Genomic DNA, 16,612 nt, shown 5'->3' with positions numbered 1-16,612 from the left:
CGTAATTACCAACTACGAGGTAATTTACTAAAAACATGCGCTTATACTCAAGACCCTGGTCAATAGAAAGGTCTCACTCCCAATAAATTAACTTAATCTGGTTTTAAAACAAAAATTATATACCAACTACTTATTATTTAATAACTAAGAAAATGAAAAAAGAAAAAGGTTTAAGAAGTCACGAATGGTTTGGGAAAAGAGATAAAATGGGATTTATCTACAGAAGCTGGATGAGAAACCAGGGAATCCCCGACCATGAGTTTGACGGAAGGCCAGTTATTGGTATTTGTAATACCTGGTCTGAACTTACTCCTTGCAATGCCCACTTCAGGGATTTTGCGGAAGTGATAAAAAGAGGTGTTTATGAAGCTGGTGGCTTTCCAGTAGAGTTTCCTGTGACTTCTCTGGGAGAAACCCTGCTTAAACCAACAGCCATGCTATTCAGGAATCTTGCAAGTATGGATGTGGAAGAATCTATTAGAGGAAATCCTATCGATGGAGTAGTCCTGATGACGGGTTGTGACAAAACAACTCCATCTTTGGTGATGGGAGCTGCCAGTGTAGGACTACCAACCATCGTGATGCCAGGAGGGCCAATGCTTAATGGCAAATATAAAGGTACAGACATCGGTTCGGGAACCCATGTTTGGAAGTTTCATGAGGATTTAAAGGCCGGTAATATCACAGAGGAAGATTTTTTTCATGGTGAAGCTTGTATGTCGAGAAGTGCCGGACATTGTATGACTATGGGAACTGCTTCTACCATGGCCTGTATGGTAGAATCCTTAGGGCTGACTTTGCCTGGAGCAGCTGCAATTCCTGCCGTTGATTCAAGGAAAAAAGTTCTGGCACATATGACTGGAAGAAGGATTGTGGAAATGGTGAAGGAAGATCTCACTATAGAAAAAATTCTGACCAGGGAAGCCTTTGAAAACGCTATCAAAGTAAATGCGGCTATTGGAGGCTCTACTAATTTTATCATTCATTTGTCTGCAATTGCCGGAAGAATCGGTGTAGAACTTGATTTAAGAGATTTTGATGATCTTGGAAGTAGAATTCCCCTCTTGCTCAATTTAATGCCTTCCGGGAAATTCCTAATGGAGGACTTTTTTTATGCCGGAGGTCTCCCTGTTATAATCAGCCAGTTGAAAGAGCACTTACACAATGAGGCCATTACCGTAAATGGGAAACCCATAGGAGAAAATAACCAGGAGGCAGAATGCTATAATGAGGAAGTAATTGCCACCATAGAAAAACCATTAATAGAGGAAGCTGGAATTGCAATTTTAAAGGGGAACCTTGCGGAAAATGGGGCGGTTATAAAACCTTCAGCAGCTACACCGGAGTTAATGAAACATAAAGGAAGGGCAGTTGTATTTGAAAATATTGAAGATTATAACGCCCGGGTAAATGACCCAAATCTGGATATTGATGAAACCTGTGTAATGGTTTTGAAGAATGTAGGACCAAAGGGATATCCGGGAATGCCAGAGGTAGGAAACATGGGATTACCCACAAAAATTCTAAAAAAGGGAATTACTGACATGGTAAGAATTTCCGATGGAAGAATGAGTGGAACAGCCTATGGTACTGTGGTTCTTCATGTTTCCCCGGAATCAGCCGTGGGTGGAACTTTAGGAATAGTGCAGAATGGCGATATGATTGAACTGGATGTGGAACAAAGAAAATTGCACCTGGATATTTCCGAGGAAGAACTTGCACAAAGAAAGAAAAGCTGGAAACCAGTTGTGTTAGAAGAATCCAAACGTGGATACGTAGGTTTGTATATTAAACACGTAGAGCAATCGCATAAAGGAGCAGATATGGATTTCCTAAAAGGTAAATCAGGCTCAGTTGTGAAAAGGGATTCCCATTAATCAATACTTAAAAGGAGATATAATCATAATACGATAATTGATAATATATCTCCTTTTTTAATTTATGCCGCTTTTGTATGGAGTTGGTTTTTCAACAATCCCAAATATTCCAGCATATTGTGATCGTTAATATTATCTGGACCGCTTTTTCCAAAATCTTCAATATTTCCCTTAATGCTATCGGTAAATTTAAACCACCAGCTCAATTTTGGATCCTCATGTAAATTTCCTTCTGAATCGAAGTAAAAATGAGTCCCAACATGGCTATATCCCATTATCCGCATTGGTACCCTGGTTACAATATCGTTATTATTCACAATTCTGTAAGCCTTTTCCTTAAACTTCAGATTAAAACCTTGAGCGAATTCCTCATTCCCAACCCTTGGTTGCCCAAAGGTATAAAGCGCATCCGTGGAAATTCCTTCTTTTTCCAGGTAGGCAAATGCCAGAGTAGCCAAAGCAGCACCAAGGCTGTGACCTGTTACAAAAAGAGATTGGTTGCTTTTTCTATAAAATTTAACTTTTTCCACTACATCCCAAATAATACAATTTAAAGCCCTGTTAAAGCCATCATGCACTCTGCCAAATGGTCCGTCTACAAAGTTGATATCCAAATCGGTCATGATATCTTCAAGTTTATCAGGCTCAGTTCCTCTAAAGGAAAGTAGCAATGTATCATCATTTCCGGCAAGGAAAGCCTGAGTCCCTTCACAATCAAAGTAACAGAACTGATTATACCCCTCTTTCTTTACTTCCTTTTCTACCTTGTCCCAATCTTCATAGACAAGGGCGGCAGCTTGTGCGGTTGCCAGTGCATGGTATCGGTTAAATTTGCTTGATTTTGGTTCAAAAATTTTCATTGGTTTTGGATAGATTTGGTTTAGAAATCCTTTGAATACTCATAGAGTATTTCCCAAAACGTTATCACCAGGGCAGATTGCACTTTTTGGCAAAGCCTGAAATTCAAATGCTTCCAGAAGAGCATGTATGGAATCAATTTTTTTAGCTTTTAGATTCATCCATTTTCCAATAGTTTCAAATACTGAGGATGAACTTACATTACTTTCTCTTAGGTATTTTATGGACAGAGATTGATGGGATTTGGACATTTTATCACCAGGATTTTCCAGAATAAGTGGATGATGAAGAAACCGGTTTTGTATAAACTTTTCTTCATTTAATTTTTGAGCCAGAAAAAGCTGGGCAGCAGTAGAAGATAAAAGATCTTTTCCCCTCACAATTAAATTGACATCATCCACCATATCATCTACCAGTGAAGCCAACTGGTAGGCAGGAAGGCCATCTTTTTTCCGAATGACAAAGTCTCGTATTTCCTGATAAAGATCTATTTCCAAATTACCTTGCAACATATCCTGGAAATGAATGGCAGTGGGATTTTCGGTTTTAATCCGAAGGGCAAAACCCTTTTGATCCTGATTGTTTGTATTCCGGCAAAAACCAGGGTATTGCCCATCTGGACTATGTCTTTTTATTTTTGACCTCGAACAATCACAACTAAAAAGCCCGGAATTCATTCTCTTTAATTTTTCTAATGCATTTCGGTATAAATCAAGGCGGTGTTTTTGGGAAAAATTCTTTTCAAAATCTTCCGCTCCGGAAGGCCCTGAATCTACCTGTAGCTTTAGCCAGTCAAGTGTCAGGAAAATATCTTCAATGTAGACATTTCTCTTCCTTGCCTCATCAAGGTCATCAATTCTCAGATGAACAGTGCCCCCGGATTTTTTAGCCAAAACCCATGTAATTACAAAGGAAAATACATTCCCCAAGTGCAAATAACCACTTGGAGTTGGGGCAATTCTGGTTTTAATATTAATATTGTTTCTAAGTATCAATTAAGTTAATTATCCTTTCCCTGTTCCCGGAAATTAAAATTAAGCAATTCATTTTCTAATTTTACCATTTCCTATACCTTATTCCAATATCACTATGGCTTATTAATAACTTTTAATTCATTTAGCATTGCTGATATTTTCAATAATTGCCTACCTTCTTTTTACGCTTCTTATAGGTATTTGGGCATCCAGGTTTGTAAAAAATTCAGAGGATTTTGTTTTAGCGGGGAGAAGACTTCCCCTCCCCTTAGCTGCTTCTGCTCTGTTTGCCACATGGTTTGGTTCTGAAACCATTCTGGGTTCTTCCTCAGAATTTATGTCCCATGGATTATTGGGAGTAATTGAAGATCCCTTTGGAGCCTCTCTGTGTCTATTTTTGGTAGGACTATTTTTTGCCCGCCCTTTATATAAAATGAAAATCCTGACTTTTGGAGATTTTTACAGGATCAAATTTGGAAGGAAAACTGAGTTTGTGGCCAGTCTTCTTCTGGTTCCCTCTTATTTCGGTTGGATAGCAGCTCAGTTTGTGGCAATTGGCTTATTACTTAATGTGGTTGCAGGCATTCCCACAGCTATCGGAATGGTACTAGGTGCAGGGGCTGTAGTGGTTTATACCTATATCGGGGGCATGTGGGCTATTTCAGTTACCGATTTTATACAGACAATTATCATAATTGGAGGTTTATTATTTTTGGCATTTCATATTGGGCAGGCCGCTGGTGGTTTTAGTCAGGTTATTGATAACACTCCTCCTGATTTTTTTAGTATTTTACCCAAACCTGAATTCACTTCAATTCTGGCCTACCTTGCCGCCTGGATCACTATTGGTTTAGGCTCGATTCCTCAGCAGGATATTTTCCAACGGGTAATGGCAGCAAAATCCGAAAAAGTGGCGGTAACAGCTTCTCATATTGGAGGATTTATGTATTTAACCATTGGTTTTATACCTCTTTTTATCGGACTTTGCGCCAAACAATTGTATCCTGAACTTTTATCCGGAGATTCTCAGTTAGCTTTGCCTTTTGTGGTATTAAATCACACAAACACATTCGTCCAAACAATGTTTTTTGGAGCATTACTTTCTGCTATTATGAGCACATCGAGTGGAGCCATTCTTGCTCCTGCCTCGATTTTGGCCGAAAATATCATCAAACCAAATACAGGTAGAATAGAGGACTATAAATTACTTCAATACCTCCGATTGTCTGTAATTCTGGTGACTATTTTATCACTGGTTTTGGCCAATTTTGAAGGAAATATTTACGACCTTGTGGCCATGTCTTCATCTTTTAGCCTGGTATCTCTTTTTGTGCCCTTAATTGCAGGAATTTACTGGAAAAAAAGTAACGAGACAGGAGCTTTGTTCTCTATGTTTTTCGGAATGACGATCTGGATAATTTTTGAATTTATTTCTGGGGAAATACCATCTGTTTTACCAGGATTACTTGCCAGCTTTTTTGGTCTGTTAATAGGAAATATAGCTGGAAATAAATTTGAAGAAAACAAAGAAGATAGTGAAGAAAACCTTGAACCTAAGAGGCTTTAAATTTCCTTATTTATTATTTCTAAAGGAATGAAAAAATAACATGACTGCAAAAAAAGCCGAAAGCGCAAAACCAAGGAAGGTAAGCCAGGGTAAGCCGAATAAAGTTGGCATTTGTTCTACAATTCTGGAGTTTATACTTACAGAAGTTCCGATAAATAAGGCAGCCGAAATTAAACCCAACACTATGGTGTGGGCAGCATAATCAAGGCCCTTATTTAAGGTATCTAATCCGGATATATCAATATTCAGATTTAAATTCCCTTTCCTTATTTTCTTGAGAATTGAGCGTATTTCAAAGGGTAAATTATATAACAGTGCGCTCAATTGAGAACTGGTATAATATAAATCGAGGCCTAGGTTTTTTACAGAAAATTGCTCTTTCAATAGCTTCGCTCCATAAGGCTTTATAAATTCCAGCGCTTTAAAATTCGGATGAAGAATATTCCCAATTCCTTCCAGAATAGCAAGTGCACGTAAAATCATAAAGATAGACCCCGGCACTTTTAACTGGTATTTATAAATTAATTCTTGCAGCCTGATGGTTAATTCGGTCATTCCTCCTTCTTCATAATCATAAATAACCATATCCTCAATTAACTCATATAAATCATTCTCAAAGGCCCTCATGTCATCAATATCGCTATCTACCGCCAGCCTTCTCAAATTGATTGCCATCCCTTTGGCATCCTGTTGGGCCAATCCAATAAACACACCGGCAAAGGCATATTTATTTTGCCTGGTCAGTTTCCCTACCATGCCAAAATCGATGAGTACAATAGTCCCATTTGGCCTGATTAAAACATTTCCAGGATGAGGATCCGCATGGAAAAACCCAAACTCAAAAATCTGAGTGAGGTAAATATCCATTCCTTTTTCAGCAATTACTTTCGGGCTCAATCCCCAGGCTTCTAATTGAATTTTATCTGAAATTTTACATCCACTCACAAATTCAATGACCAGAATTTTTTTGGTGGAAAATTCCTTAAAAGTTTTGGGAATATAAAATTCAGGATGATCTCCGTATAATTTTTTAAAACTAATTAAATTGATAGCTTCAGTTTCATAATCCAACTCACTCAACATAATTTTCTCAAAAGTATCTACAATCTCCAGCGGATTGAGAATACCCTGATTCAGGAAAAAATTCTCCAGAATCTTAACCAAATCTTTTAGTAAAGCTAAATCGGTTTTAACGGTAACCTCTGCTTTTGGTCTTTGCACTTTTATCACGACATCCTCCCCGGAAATTAATCTGGCTCTGTGCACCTGACCAATTGAAGCTGATCCCAAAGTCACTTCATCAAAATAGACAAATAAATCATCTATTGATTGTCCTATTTCTTTCTCTACAATTTCCCGTGCCTGCTCACTTGAGAAAGGAGGTACCTTATCCTGTAATTTTTGAAATTCTACTACCAAAGGCTCAGGCAACAATTCTGGCCGGTTACTTAAAACCTGTGCCAGTTTTACAAAGGTTGGGCCCAAATCTTCAATCACCATCCTGATTCTTTCCCACCTGGTGTATTCAAAAACTGATTTTTCTGCCCTAATCCAATTCACCCGGCTTTGGGTAGGAATAAATCTGCTCAGGCGTGTAGTTGTAACTATATCTTCAAAACCGTATCTTAACAATACCTGAATCACTTCCCATATTCTATTAGATTTTTTTACGGTTTTAAAAAGCATCTTCTTTCGAAAAATAAAATAATTAAGAGTATAAATCCTTCCATCGATATTAATGAACCAAATGTGGCAGGCTAAATTTAGAATAAAAATTATTCTTTTATAATCCTCCTCTCTAAAAAATAAAAGCCAAACCCCATATAGGATTTGGCTCATAAAAAAAATTCTTTCAAATCTTAAGAAGAAGCGCCAGGTTTAGTCCCGGTAGTTTTGGTAGATTTTGTTGTTTTGGTTGTAGCTTGTTTTGCTTCCAAAGCCTCAATTCTAGATCTCAATTCATCTAACTGTTCTACTGTTGCAAATTTAAAGGAACTTACCGTTTTTTCAGTAAGTGTTTTCATTTGCGATTCAAACTCCTCTTTTTTTGATTCTGTATTTTTCACAAAATCATCTACAATTTTTTTGCCCTCATCAAGGGTAAGTCTTTCTTCTTTAACAAGTTCATCTACCACCTTTTGGATCTTTTCTGCAGTTAAGGCTACTAACCCAACTCCTGTATAAAGGAATTTTTTAAATAGATCTTCCATGGTTTCTTAAATTAATATTTATGTTAAAAATAATTACTATACAAATGTAGGAAACAATTTTAATTTATTATGCATGCATAACATTTTATTCATATATACTATCCTATTCACTAAAGTAAACTGGCACATTGTCATTAAATATGACAACAGTCATGAGGTAATTGTTTTAAAATAATGATTATAGGCTTGCATTTCTGACAAAGTCTTGATTTTTTTGGACTGATTTTTTTAATTTTTTTTATCTTCCCTCCAAATAAGTAGTTAAAGGAAATGATTTTTCAAGCATCTGTATTTAAGTCTTTGAATAGGAAGCCCTAATATTAGATGAAGAATTTATTTATTGGAAAGAGATTGGATGTAAATCAGAAGCGGTTGAAAACTAAAACAACAACATTGAACAGGCTCCTTATTTTTATACCTTTTATATTATTAATATATTCTTGTGTTCCTCATCAAAGTCTTATTTACTTAAATGAGGAACAATTACCACAAGAAGTAGGAGATTATCCTAAATCCACCTATAAAATAAGGCCCCTGGATATTCTTAACATTGACCTTAAGAACCCTGACGGAACCACAGCGGGTTATTTTAACGGGGGGATGAATAACTCACAGCAAAACCAAAATATCAACCAAAACAATGCAGCCCAGTTTTATTTTAAGGGATATACTGTAAATGACTCTGGTTATATCAAATTACCTCTTATTGGAAATCAATTTGTAAAAGGATTAACTACAGATGAAATTTCTACTTTACTGGAAGAAAAATTAGATGAATTTTTAAAGTTTCCTACTGTAAATGTTAAACTTGCTAATTTCAGGATTTCGATTTTAGGGGAAGTTAAAAGCCCTGGTAATTATTATTTCTTTGAAAATGAGGTAACTTTGTTTCAGGCAATAAGTAATGCCGGAGATATGACCGATTTTGGTGATCGTACAAAAATTAAGTTAGTCAGAAAGCTCGATTCCGGATCCAAAGTGGTTCATCTCGATTTGTCAAAAATTGACCAATTGACTTCTGAATATTATTTTTTACAACCACATGATGTGGTTTATGTAGAGCCTGTGAAAGCTAAAGTATTTAGCATAAATGTTAGACCATTTACCTTTGCTATGTCTGTAGCCTCTATAAGTTTAGTTGTGCTTTCGCTTGTTATTTCAAATAGAGATTAAAAATATAAGGATTTGAACAATATCCATCACCAAAACGGTAAAGACGATTTTCTTTTTATCGAAGAAGAAAAACCCTTTGATATAAAGGCTTTTTTAGGTAAAATAATTTACCACTGGTATTTCTTTGTGATTTGTTTTATTATATTCTTCGCAGTTGCTTATACCTATCTAAGGTATTCTAAGAAGATATATGAAACCTCCACCACAATATTGATAAAAGATGGAAATACAAGAGGGGGTGGGGAAGCTTTTTTGGACGGTTTAGAACTATTTAACAAGGGGAAAAATATTGATAATGAAATTGGTATTCTGAAATCCTATAGAATTATAAATAGAACAATAAATGGATTGGATTTTGAGATATCCTATTATACAAAAGGCAGAGTTACCTCTAGTGAAAATTATAAAAACTCTCCTTTTATTGTTGAATACGATTCTAGTAAAAATATTCCCAGAGGATCTGCCTTTTACGTAAAAATAATCTCAAAGAATAATTTTGTAGTAGCAACTTCTACCGAACAACTTGAGGAAGACGTAGATAATGGAACCCTTTGTGATTTCGGCAGACTTTGCAATATTGGAGAGTTTAGTTTCCGAATGCAAAAAACAACATTTTTTGATTTTAACAGAAACAAGGATGACATTTTTTTCTTTGTAATTAATGATTTGAAACGGTTAACCATTAGCTACAGGAATAAATTAGAAATCGCCCAAACCACTAGAAACGCATCCATTCTCGAACTCTCCATTCAGGGGCCTGTAATTGAAAAAGAAATTGATTTTCTAAATAAGTTATGTGAAGTTTATATTGAAAATGAGCTGGAGGAGAAAAATCAGATTGCGACCAATACTATCAATTTTATTGACAGACAACTTATATTAATTACAGATTCTCTAAGAACTGCTGAACAAGAACTTTCTGAATTTAGAAAATCAGAAAAAATATTAAATCTTAGTTCTTCAGCAGAACTGGCTATGCAGCAATTGGAGGCTCTTCAGGCGGAACAGGCAGGATTTTTAGTTAACAAAAAATATTACAACTATTTGGCAGATTATCTGGCTAATAACCAAGAACTTAATGCCATAATTGCACCATCCTCACTAGGGATTGAAGATCCATTACTGGATAAGTTAATCCTGGAATTGAATGAATTAATAAAGCAAAAAATTGTGTTTTCGGCACAGGTTCGTGATAAAGCTTATGAAATCACTACTATCAATTCCCAAATCGAACAGGTAAAAAAGACCCTTGCTGAAAATGTGAGGAACATGAAAAAGGCTTCTGATATATCCTTAAAAGATGTCAATGACAGAATCTCATTAATTGAAAGCAGTATCAATAAATTACCTGAAAATGAAAGGCAACTGGTAAATATCCAAAGAAAGTTTAACCTGAGTGACAACCTTTACCAATATCTTTTGGAAAAAAGGGCAGAAGCAGGAATTGCCAAAGCATCAAATACTCCAGATAACAAGGTGCTGGATGATGCCATGTTGTTAAATAATAATCCTGTTGCTCCCCAAACCAATAGAATTTATGCTATTGCCCTGGTGCTTTCTCTAGCCATTCCTCTAGGTATAATCTTTATTAAGGATTATCTTGACGATACAGTAAGTGATATAGAAATGGTAAAGAAAAATACTACTATTCCTATATTGGGTACAGTTACCAGGAAAAGTAAAGATCAAAACAATGTAATGGATTCACCCAAATCTCCTTTTTCCGAAGCATTCAGGTCTTTAAGAACAAATTTGCAATTCCTTGCTCCGGAAAAAACACATAAAATTGTTGGGGTTACCTCTACAATTAGTGGTGAGGGAAAGACTTTTTGTGCCTCTAATCTGGGAATGATAATCGCCATGCTTAATAAAAAAACAATAATAGTAGGTTGCGATTTACGAAAACCCAAGTTATCTCTACAATTTGATATAAGTAATGAACTTGGTCTCAGTAACTATCTCATCAATAAAGCAGAGTTTTCCCAAATAGTCCTCCCAACTCAAACTCCAAATCTGGATATTATTCCTAGCGGACCAGAACCACCAAACCCTGCCGAATTACTTGCTTCTGACAGGTTTAAAAATCTAATTTCGAAATTACGGGAGGAATATGACTATATCATCATTGATACTCCTCCTACAGGGCTTGTTTCCGACTACTTTGCCTTAATTGATTACATTGATATCAACCTTTATGTGATAAGGCAGGATTATTCAAAAATTAAATTTTTAGAGGACCTGGAAGAAGCTCATAAAAACGATAAGTTTAATAATATCGCACTTATTCTGAATGATGTAAGAAGATCAGCGAGATATGGTTATGGCTATGGATACGGCTACGGCTACGGCTATGGTTACGGCTATGGATACGGCTATTATGGGGAAGATGAAAAAAATAAAAAATCTAAAAGTTGGCTAAAAAAAATCAGGAAATAAGTATCATCCAACTTGTTATTCTTTAAAAGTAGATATCCCTGGCAAGCCGGTAAGTATTCGCGTGGGCTTCCACAATGTGGGAAATTTGTTCCGAATATCCCCCTCCCATGCTTGCCACTACAGGTAAATCATGAGCCTTGCATATTTCAAATACAACTCTGTCTCTTTCTTTACAACCATTTATGGTCATGGAAAGCTTACCCAATTTATCGGTTTCCAAAACATCTACTCCTGATTGAAAAAATACGAATTCAGGTTGGAAGTTTTGAATAATTTTGGGTAGTGTTTCTTTTAATATAGAAAGATATTTGATGTCATCCGTTCCGTTAGGGAGGGGAATATCCAGATCTGAATCCTGTTTAAACATCGGGTAATTATTCGCGCCATGCATGCTAAAAGTAAAAACATGCTCATTATTTTTAAATATTTCAGCAGTCCCGTCACCCTGATGGACATCCAAATCTACCACCATTACTTTTTTCAAACCTTTATGGTTTAGCAAATAATTTGCTGCAATGGCAATATCATTTAACAAGCAGAAACCTTCTGCCTTATCGGAATAAGCATGATGTGTTCCTCCGGCAATATTCAAGGATACTCCGTGTTCCAATGCATAATGTGTACATTGAACCGTACCATTGGCAATAATGATTTCCCTATCAATTAAATCTTTTGATAAAGGAAACCCCGATCTTCTAATTTCACTTTTAGAAAGATTCAGGTTTTTTAATTTATCCCAATAGATAGGATGGTGAGTATCCAGAATAAGTTTTTCTGATAAAGGAGACGGTTCAAAGATGTTATCATGAGTTATTGTTCCTTCGTAAAGTAACTGTTCCGGAAGTAGCTCATATTTGATCATAGGAAACCGATGCCCTTCTGGTAAAGACAAACAATATTTAGGAGAATAAGCGATTTTCAACATATAAATTATTTCTGTCTCAAAGGCAACTCTACCAAAAAAGTGGTACCTTTTCCCAACTGACTTTCGACCAAAATTTTACCATTATGTCCTTCAATTATTCCCATAGTAATTGGTAATCCTAATCCAGTTCCACTTCCTACATCCTTTGTGGTAAAAAATGGTTCAAAAATATGTTCCCGTACTTCTTCTGACATCCCCTTCCCTGTGTCTTTAATTTCTATAACTGCAAATTCATCCTTTAGTTTGGTGGAAATGGTGATTTCTCCTTCATGCTCTATTGCTTGTATGGCATTCACCAATATATTCATAAAAACCTGGTTGATTTTTCCCGGAGAACACTCCACAAAAGGAAGTTGTCCATAGTTTTTGTTAATATTAATCCTGTTTTTATATTGATTTCGTAACAACAATAAGGTGGAATCAATCCCATCGTGAATATTAATAGGTTTAAGGGTATCTTCATCCAGCCTGGAAAAGGTTCGAAGGCTCCTAACAATTTCGGCTGTCCGCTGTGCCCCAATATTTATATCCTCAGCTACTTTTAAAACAAGTTCGACTACCTTATCAAGATTAGTCTGCTCTTTCAATGCCTTTATTTCCTGTAGTTGCATTTCAAGGTTTTTCTCATCAATTTTCTCGTACTCCTTCAGTATATTAATGATATGGTTAAGCGATTTTTTCATCCCAACAATTCCGGCACTTATAAAATTGACGGGATTATTTATTTCATGGGCAATCCCGGCAGTTAGCTGACCAAGTGCAGCCATTTTCTCAGATTGTACCAGTTGTGTCTGTGTATGTTTTAATTTCGATAATGTGGCTTCCAATGCCTCATTCTGGCTATATAATTCTTCTTGTTGCGCCTGCATTTCTTCATTTTGGGCTGCAATTTCTTTCTTTTGCTGTTCAAGCTTTACATTTTGAGCCTGAGTTTCATCCATTTTTTGATGGAGCTTGGAATTTACCTGCTCAATTATTTGAGTTTGCTTGATTATTTGTTCTTCTGCCTTGCGTTTTCTGTAGGCTTCAAAGGCAATGGTGAGAATATCAGCAACTCCTTTCAAAAAGGATTGTTCTTCCAATGTCCATTCCCGTTTATGTTTTTGGTGTTCGCAACAAATAACTCCGCCTAATTTTCCTTCCATAAAAAAGGGAACATCCAAAAGAGAAAAAATATCATTGCTTGGTAAGTATGCGGAGGCAAATTCAGAGGTATTTTTGTCATTGTAGGCATCATTAGCCACAATTATTATTTCACTTCTTAATGCATTAAAGTACTGTGGATAATCTGTTTGGCTTATTTCTATGCCCTCCTCAAATAATTCCTTGTCTTTTTGAAAAAGCTTCTGGCATTTTATCTTAAAAGCTTTTTCATCGTAAGTCCAGATGCTTACCCGGGAAACATCCATGGTTATCCCAATAGTTTTTACTATTTCTTTTATGGCATTTTCCAAATCTCCTTGCTGTACGTAAGGATTTTTGGTAAGTTGAATCAGTACACCTGTGAATTTTTCAAGTTTTTTGTTTCGGTATCTGGTGGATTCATCCTGTTTTTCAATGAGTTCTTTTTGTCTTAATATTTCCTCCTGTCTTTTTTGTAATTCCTCATTTTGTCGGCTAATATTTTCCTCATTTGTTTTGAGTTGGATATATGCTTTCTTTAGCACCCCTTCATTTGCCTGTAATTTATAGTTATACTGATTTAGCTTTTTCTGATTTTCCAGGATGACTTCATTCTGTACTTTTAATTCCTCCAAATGGCTTGAAATCTCTTCATTAGCTACAGTTACTGCCTCATTTTGTTCCTGGATTTTCCTGTTTTTCTCATTCAATTTTTCATTTATGGATTCAAGTTCATCCTCAATATTATAATTCACCTTTTTCAAAAAAATTAAGGATAAATTAATTATCATCCATAAAATCACCTGAGGGACTTTTAGGTAAATAATATTCTGGTCAATAAAACTCAGATTTACACTGCTCTCCACATTTAGCCTTAAAAGGTAATCCTGAAAAACAATCAGAAGAAAATGGATAATTAATACCCCTATAAGTATTCCTTTTTCAGTTTTATAGCTAAATAATAATAAGGGCAAAACACTTAAACCTAGGGATGCAAATAAGGTCCCAAAATAACTACCAGCATGTGCCAACCCAATTGACACTATGGGCAGGATAATTAATATAGGGGGAAATACCCCTAGCAACACTCTTGAAATAAATGAAAATCCTAATTTATTTAAAAAGAGAACTAATAAACTTAAAAAAAACAAAGATGAAAAACTGATGATCGGAGGCACATTTCCCACCCCAATATTAATAGCTACTGTGACTATCATTATGGGAATAAAAATGAGAGAAATTTGATTGGATAAAATTACCTGCTTGTTGCTCAACGGAGAAATGTTTGCTTCTTTTATCCCTAATTTCGAAACTCTTGTAAGAAAGTTTTCAGAATAATTCATTCTTTAATATTAGAAAACAAGTAATTTAAAGTTCATCCGAAAAGATTAAAATCATATCAGAACATCAGACTTTTAAAAGTTTACAATATATTATTTTATTGGCTCTTTTGGTAAATCAGATCTGAAAAATTCTTGCCTAATTAAATTATTAAAACAATAAAGAGGTACATAAGCATTTTTTCATCCCAAAATCCCAGGCCAGAATTCTCTTAATCAAAAATTTCCTGATTGGTAGAGACCGTCAACTCATTATCGTCCATTAAAATTTTCGCCAGCCCTTTGGTTTTGGACATTTCATATTTGTAGTAAAATTTCATGGTATGAATTTTACTTTCATAGAAAGTTTTCGAAAATTCCCGATCTTCAGTTTCTATAGCTTTTTTGGCTTCTACAGCCATTTTAAGCCACTGCCAACCCACAATTATAGTCCCAAACATTTCCATAAAGACTGTTGCATCCGCCAGATACTTTTCATAATTACCTGATTCGGCATGAGGCATTAGGGATGCCAAAACTTTTTGAACTAATCCCAGATTCTCTAATAGTGTGTTTGCATAAGAATTTAATTCCTCATACTCATTTGCCCTCTTTATATCTTGCTGAATCTCTCTGGAAAGAAGCTCAAGCGCAAGTCCCTTTTTCAAACCGACCTTTCTGCCCAATAAGTCAATTGATTGTATCCCAGTGGTTCCTTCATAAATAGCTATAATTCGTATATCTCTGTAATATTGCTGTAGTATAAAATCCTGGCAATAACCATAACCACCCAAAACCTGTAATCCATTGCTTACCGAAACCCTACCCATTTCAGCAGGGTAAGTTTTTACTACCGGGGTGAGAAGTTCCAATAACAAATTGTACTTTTCTTTTTCTTCGCCTTCACTGGTCAGTTCCCGATCAAAATACATGGAAGCTTGCAAAATTAGGCTCAGAGCACCTTCTACTATCGATTTTTGCAAGAGTAACATCCTTTGTACGTCCGGATGGTTGATGATTAATGTCTGCCCACTTTCAGCATCCTTTTTACCGCTAGCAGTCAGTTTTCTGCCCTGAGGCCTTTCCCTGGCATATTGCAAAGAGGCAAAATAAGCTGCAGATGCAATGGCAGCCCCCATTCTTCCTGTTCCAATTCTTGCCTCATTCATCATTTGAAACATATAAGAAAGCCCTTTGTTTTCTTCCCCAACCAACCAACCCTGGCATTCACCATTATCGCCAAAAACAAGGTGAGTGGTACAATAACCTCTTTGCCCCATTTTTTCAAACTCTCCGGCAGTGGTAACATGATTGGTTGCTAGCGCTCCTGATTCATCTATTCTGTATTTTGGAACAACAAACAGTGAAACTCCTTTTGTACCAGCTGGAGCCCCTTCTATTCTTGCCAATAATAAATGAACTATATTTTCTGCAAATTGATGGTCTCCCGAGGAAATGAAAATTTTCTGTCCATTGATTCTATAATGGCCCTTTTCTGTTTTTTGAGCAGTTGTTTTGATATCTGATAAGGAACTTCCAGCCTGGGGTTCTGTCAGACACATCGTTCCACCCCATTTCATTTCCAGCATTTTTGGAACATACTTCTTTTTCAAGGCTTCATTGCCAAAAGAAAGAATCAGGTTCGCTGCTCCCGAGGTTAGCCCAAGATACCCAGGAACATGATTATTTGCTGCTTCCATAATGTAATTCAAAGCATGGAAAATAGTAGCAGGCAATTGCAAACCGCCATCTTCTTCATTGAATGCCCCCCCTATCAAATCCATCTCGCCAGCTTGCTTGAATATCTGTTTAAATTGAGGATGAATAATGATCTTCCCATTTTCGAAAATGGCAGGTTTTTCATCCATTTCCTTTATGTATGGGAATAAGTCTTTATCGGAAAAAGTTTTTACAGCATCTAATAACAAATCAATTGAAGCTTTGTCATAAGCATTGTATCTTTCTTCGCTAAGCAGTTCTTCAAATTTGTGAACTACATAAAGCTGAAACCTAAGGGTTTCCATGTTGATGTATTGGTGAGCCATGTGTTTAATTTTTAATGGGTATTGCCTTAATTTTAATAATTCCCTGAAAAAAAAGTCAAGGAATTTTTCAATTTAGGTCGATAAAGTTACTAATTCAAGTGACTTA

Annotated in this window: 11 protein-coding genes; 4 read left to right on the top strand and 7 right to left on the bottom strand. The window is 35.9% G+C overall.

Annotation, left to right across the window (positions count from 1 at the left end):
* Window positions 1-152 precede the first annotated feature (152 nt).
* Complete coding sequence (locus tag A3EM_RS0113795; protein ID WP_020528805.1) at window positions 153-1,877, top strand: IlvD/Edd family dehydratase; 1,725 nt, start codon at window positions 153-155, stop codon at window positions 1,875-1,877.
* A gap of 62 nt (window positions 1,878-1,939) precedes the next feature.
* Here A3EM_RS0113795 and A3EM_RS42380 read toward each other — a convergent pair whose 3' ends face one another.
* Both A3EM_RS42380 and A3EM_RS42375 read right to left on the bottom strand, forming a co-directional pair.
* Complete coding sequence (locus A3EM_RS42380; protein WP_020528804.1) at window positions 1,940-2,737, bottom strand: lipase family protein; 798 nt, start codon at window positions 2,735-2,737, stop codon at window positions 1,940-1,942.
* A gap of 39 nt (window positions 2,738-2,776) precedes the next feature.
* Window positions 2,777-3,730, bottom strand: coding sequence for a glutamate--tRNA ligase family protein (locus A3EM_RS42375; RefSeq protein WP_020528803.1), 954 nt, complete (start codon window positions 3,728-3,730; stop codon window positions 2,777-2,779).
* Between the two features lie 127 nt (window positions 3,731-3,857).
* Here A3EM_RS42375 and A3EM_RS0113780 point away from each other — a divergent pair, with 127 nt between their 5' ends.
* On the top strand, window positions 3,858-5,276 hold the full coding sequence (locus tag A3EM_RS0113780) for a high affinity choline transporter 1 (RefSeq protein ID WP_020528802.1): 1,419 nt from the start codon (window positions 3,858-3,860) through the stop codon (window positions 5,274-5,276).
* Window positions 5,277-5,282: 6 nt separating this feature from the next.
* On the opposite strand, the gene A3EM_RS0113775 is transcribed toward A3EM_RS0113780, so the two are convergent.
* Together A3EM_RS0113775 and A3EM_RS0113770 are read right to left on the bottom strand one after the other, a co-directional pair.
* Complete coding sequence (locus A3EM_RS0113775) at window positions 5,283-7,115, bottom strand: ABC1 kinase family protein (protein ID WP_020528801.1); 1,833 nt, start codon at window positions 7,113-7,115, stop codon at window positions 5,283-5,285.
* Window positions 7,116-7,135: 20 nt separating this feature from the next.
* The gene (locus A3EM_RS0113770) at window positions 7,136-7,486 is read right to left on the bottom strand and encodes a phasin family protein (protein WP_020528800.1); all 351 of its coding nucleotides are present in this window, start codon (window positions 7,484-7,486) and stop codon (window positions 7,136-7,138) included.
* Between the two features lie 324 nt (window positions 7,487-7,810).
* Here A3EM_RS0113770 and A3EM_RS42370 point away from each other — a divergent pair, with 324 nt between their 5' ends.
* Window positions 7,811-8,659 carry a polysaccharide biosynthesis/export family protein gene (locus A3EM_RS42370; RefSeq protein WP_020528799.1) on the top strand — a complete coding sequence of 283 codons (849 nt, stop codon included), beginning with the start codon at window positions 7,811-7,813 and terminating at the stop codon, window positions 8,657-8,659.
* A gap of 12 nt (window positions 8,660-8,671) precedes the next feature.
* Window positions 8,672-11,095, top strand: a complete 2,424-nt coding sequence (locus A3EM_RS0113760) for a GumC family protein (RefSeq protein ID WP_020528798.1) — start codon at window positions 8,672-8,674, stop codon at window positions 11,093-11,095.
* A 22-nt stretch (window positions 11,096-11,117) separates the two neighbouring features.
* Here A3EM_RS0113760 and A3EM_RS0113755 read toward each other — a convergent pair whose 3' ends face one another.
* The 3 genes from A3EM_RS0113755 to A3EM_RS0113745 form a co-directional block, all read right to left on the bottom strand.
* On the bottom strand, window positions 11,118-12,020 hold the full coding sequence (locus tag A3EM_RS0113755) for a histone deacetylase family protein (RefSeq protein ID WP_020528797.1): 903 nt from the start codon (window positions 12,018-12,020) through the stop codon (window positions 11,118-11,120).
* Window positions 12,021-12,025: 5 nt separating this feature from the next.
* Window positions 12,026-14,485, bottom strand: coding sequence for a GAF domain-containing sensor histidine kinase (locus A3EM_RS48330; RefSeq protein WP_020528796.1), 2,460 nt, complete (start codon window positions 14,483-14,485; stop codon window positions 12,026-12,028).
* Between the two features lie 209 nt (window positions 14,486-14,694).
* A complete protein-coding gene (locus A3EM_RS0113745) occupies window positions 14,695-16,506 on the bottom strand; it encodes an acyl-CoA dehydrogenase family protein (protein ID WP_020528795.1) in 1,812 nt (603 codons plus the stop codon).
* Window positions 16,507-16,612: the final 106 nt, after the last annotated feature.

The sequence above is a fragment of the Flexithrix dorotheae DSM 6795 genome, from assembly GCF_000379765.1.
Classification (GTDB): Bacteria; Bacteroidota; Bacteroidia; order Cytophagales; family Flammeovirgaceae; genus Flexithrix; species Flexithrix dorotheae.
The sequence above is the reverse complement of the archived record's forward strand: the minus strand, read 5'-3'. Positions and strand labels throughout refer to the sequence as shown.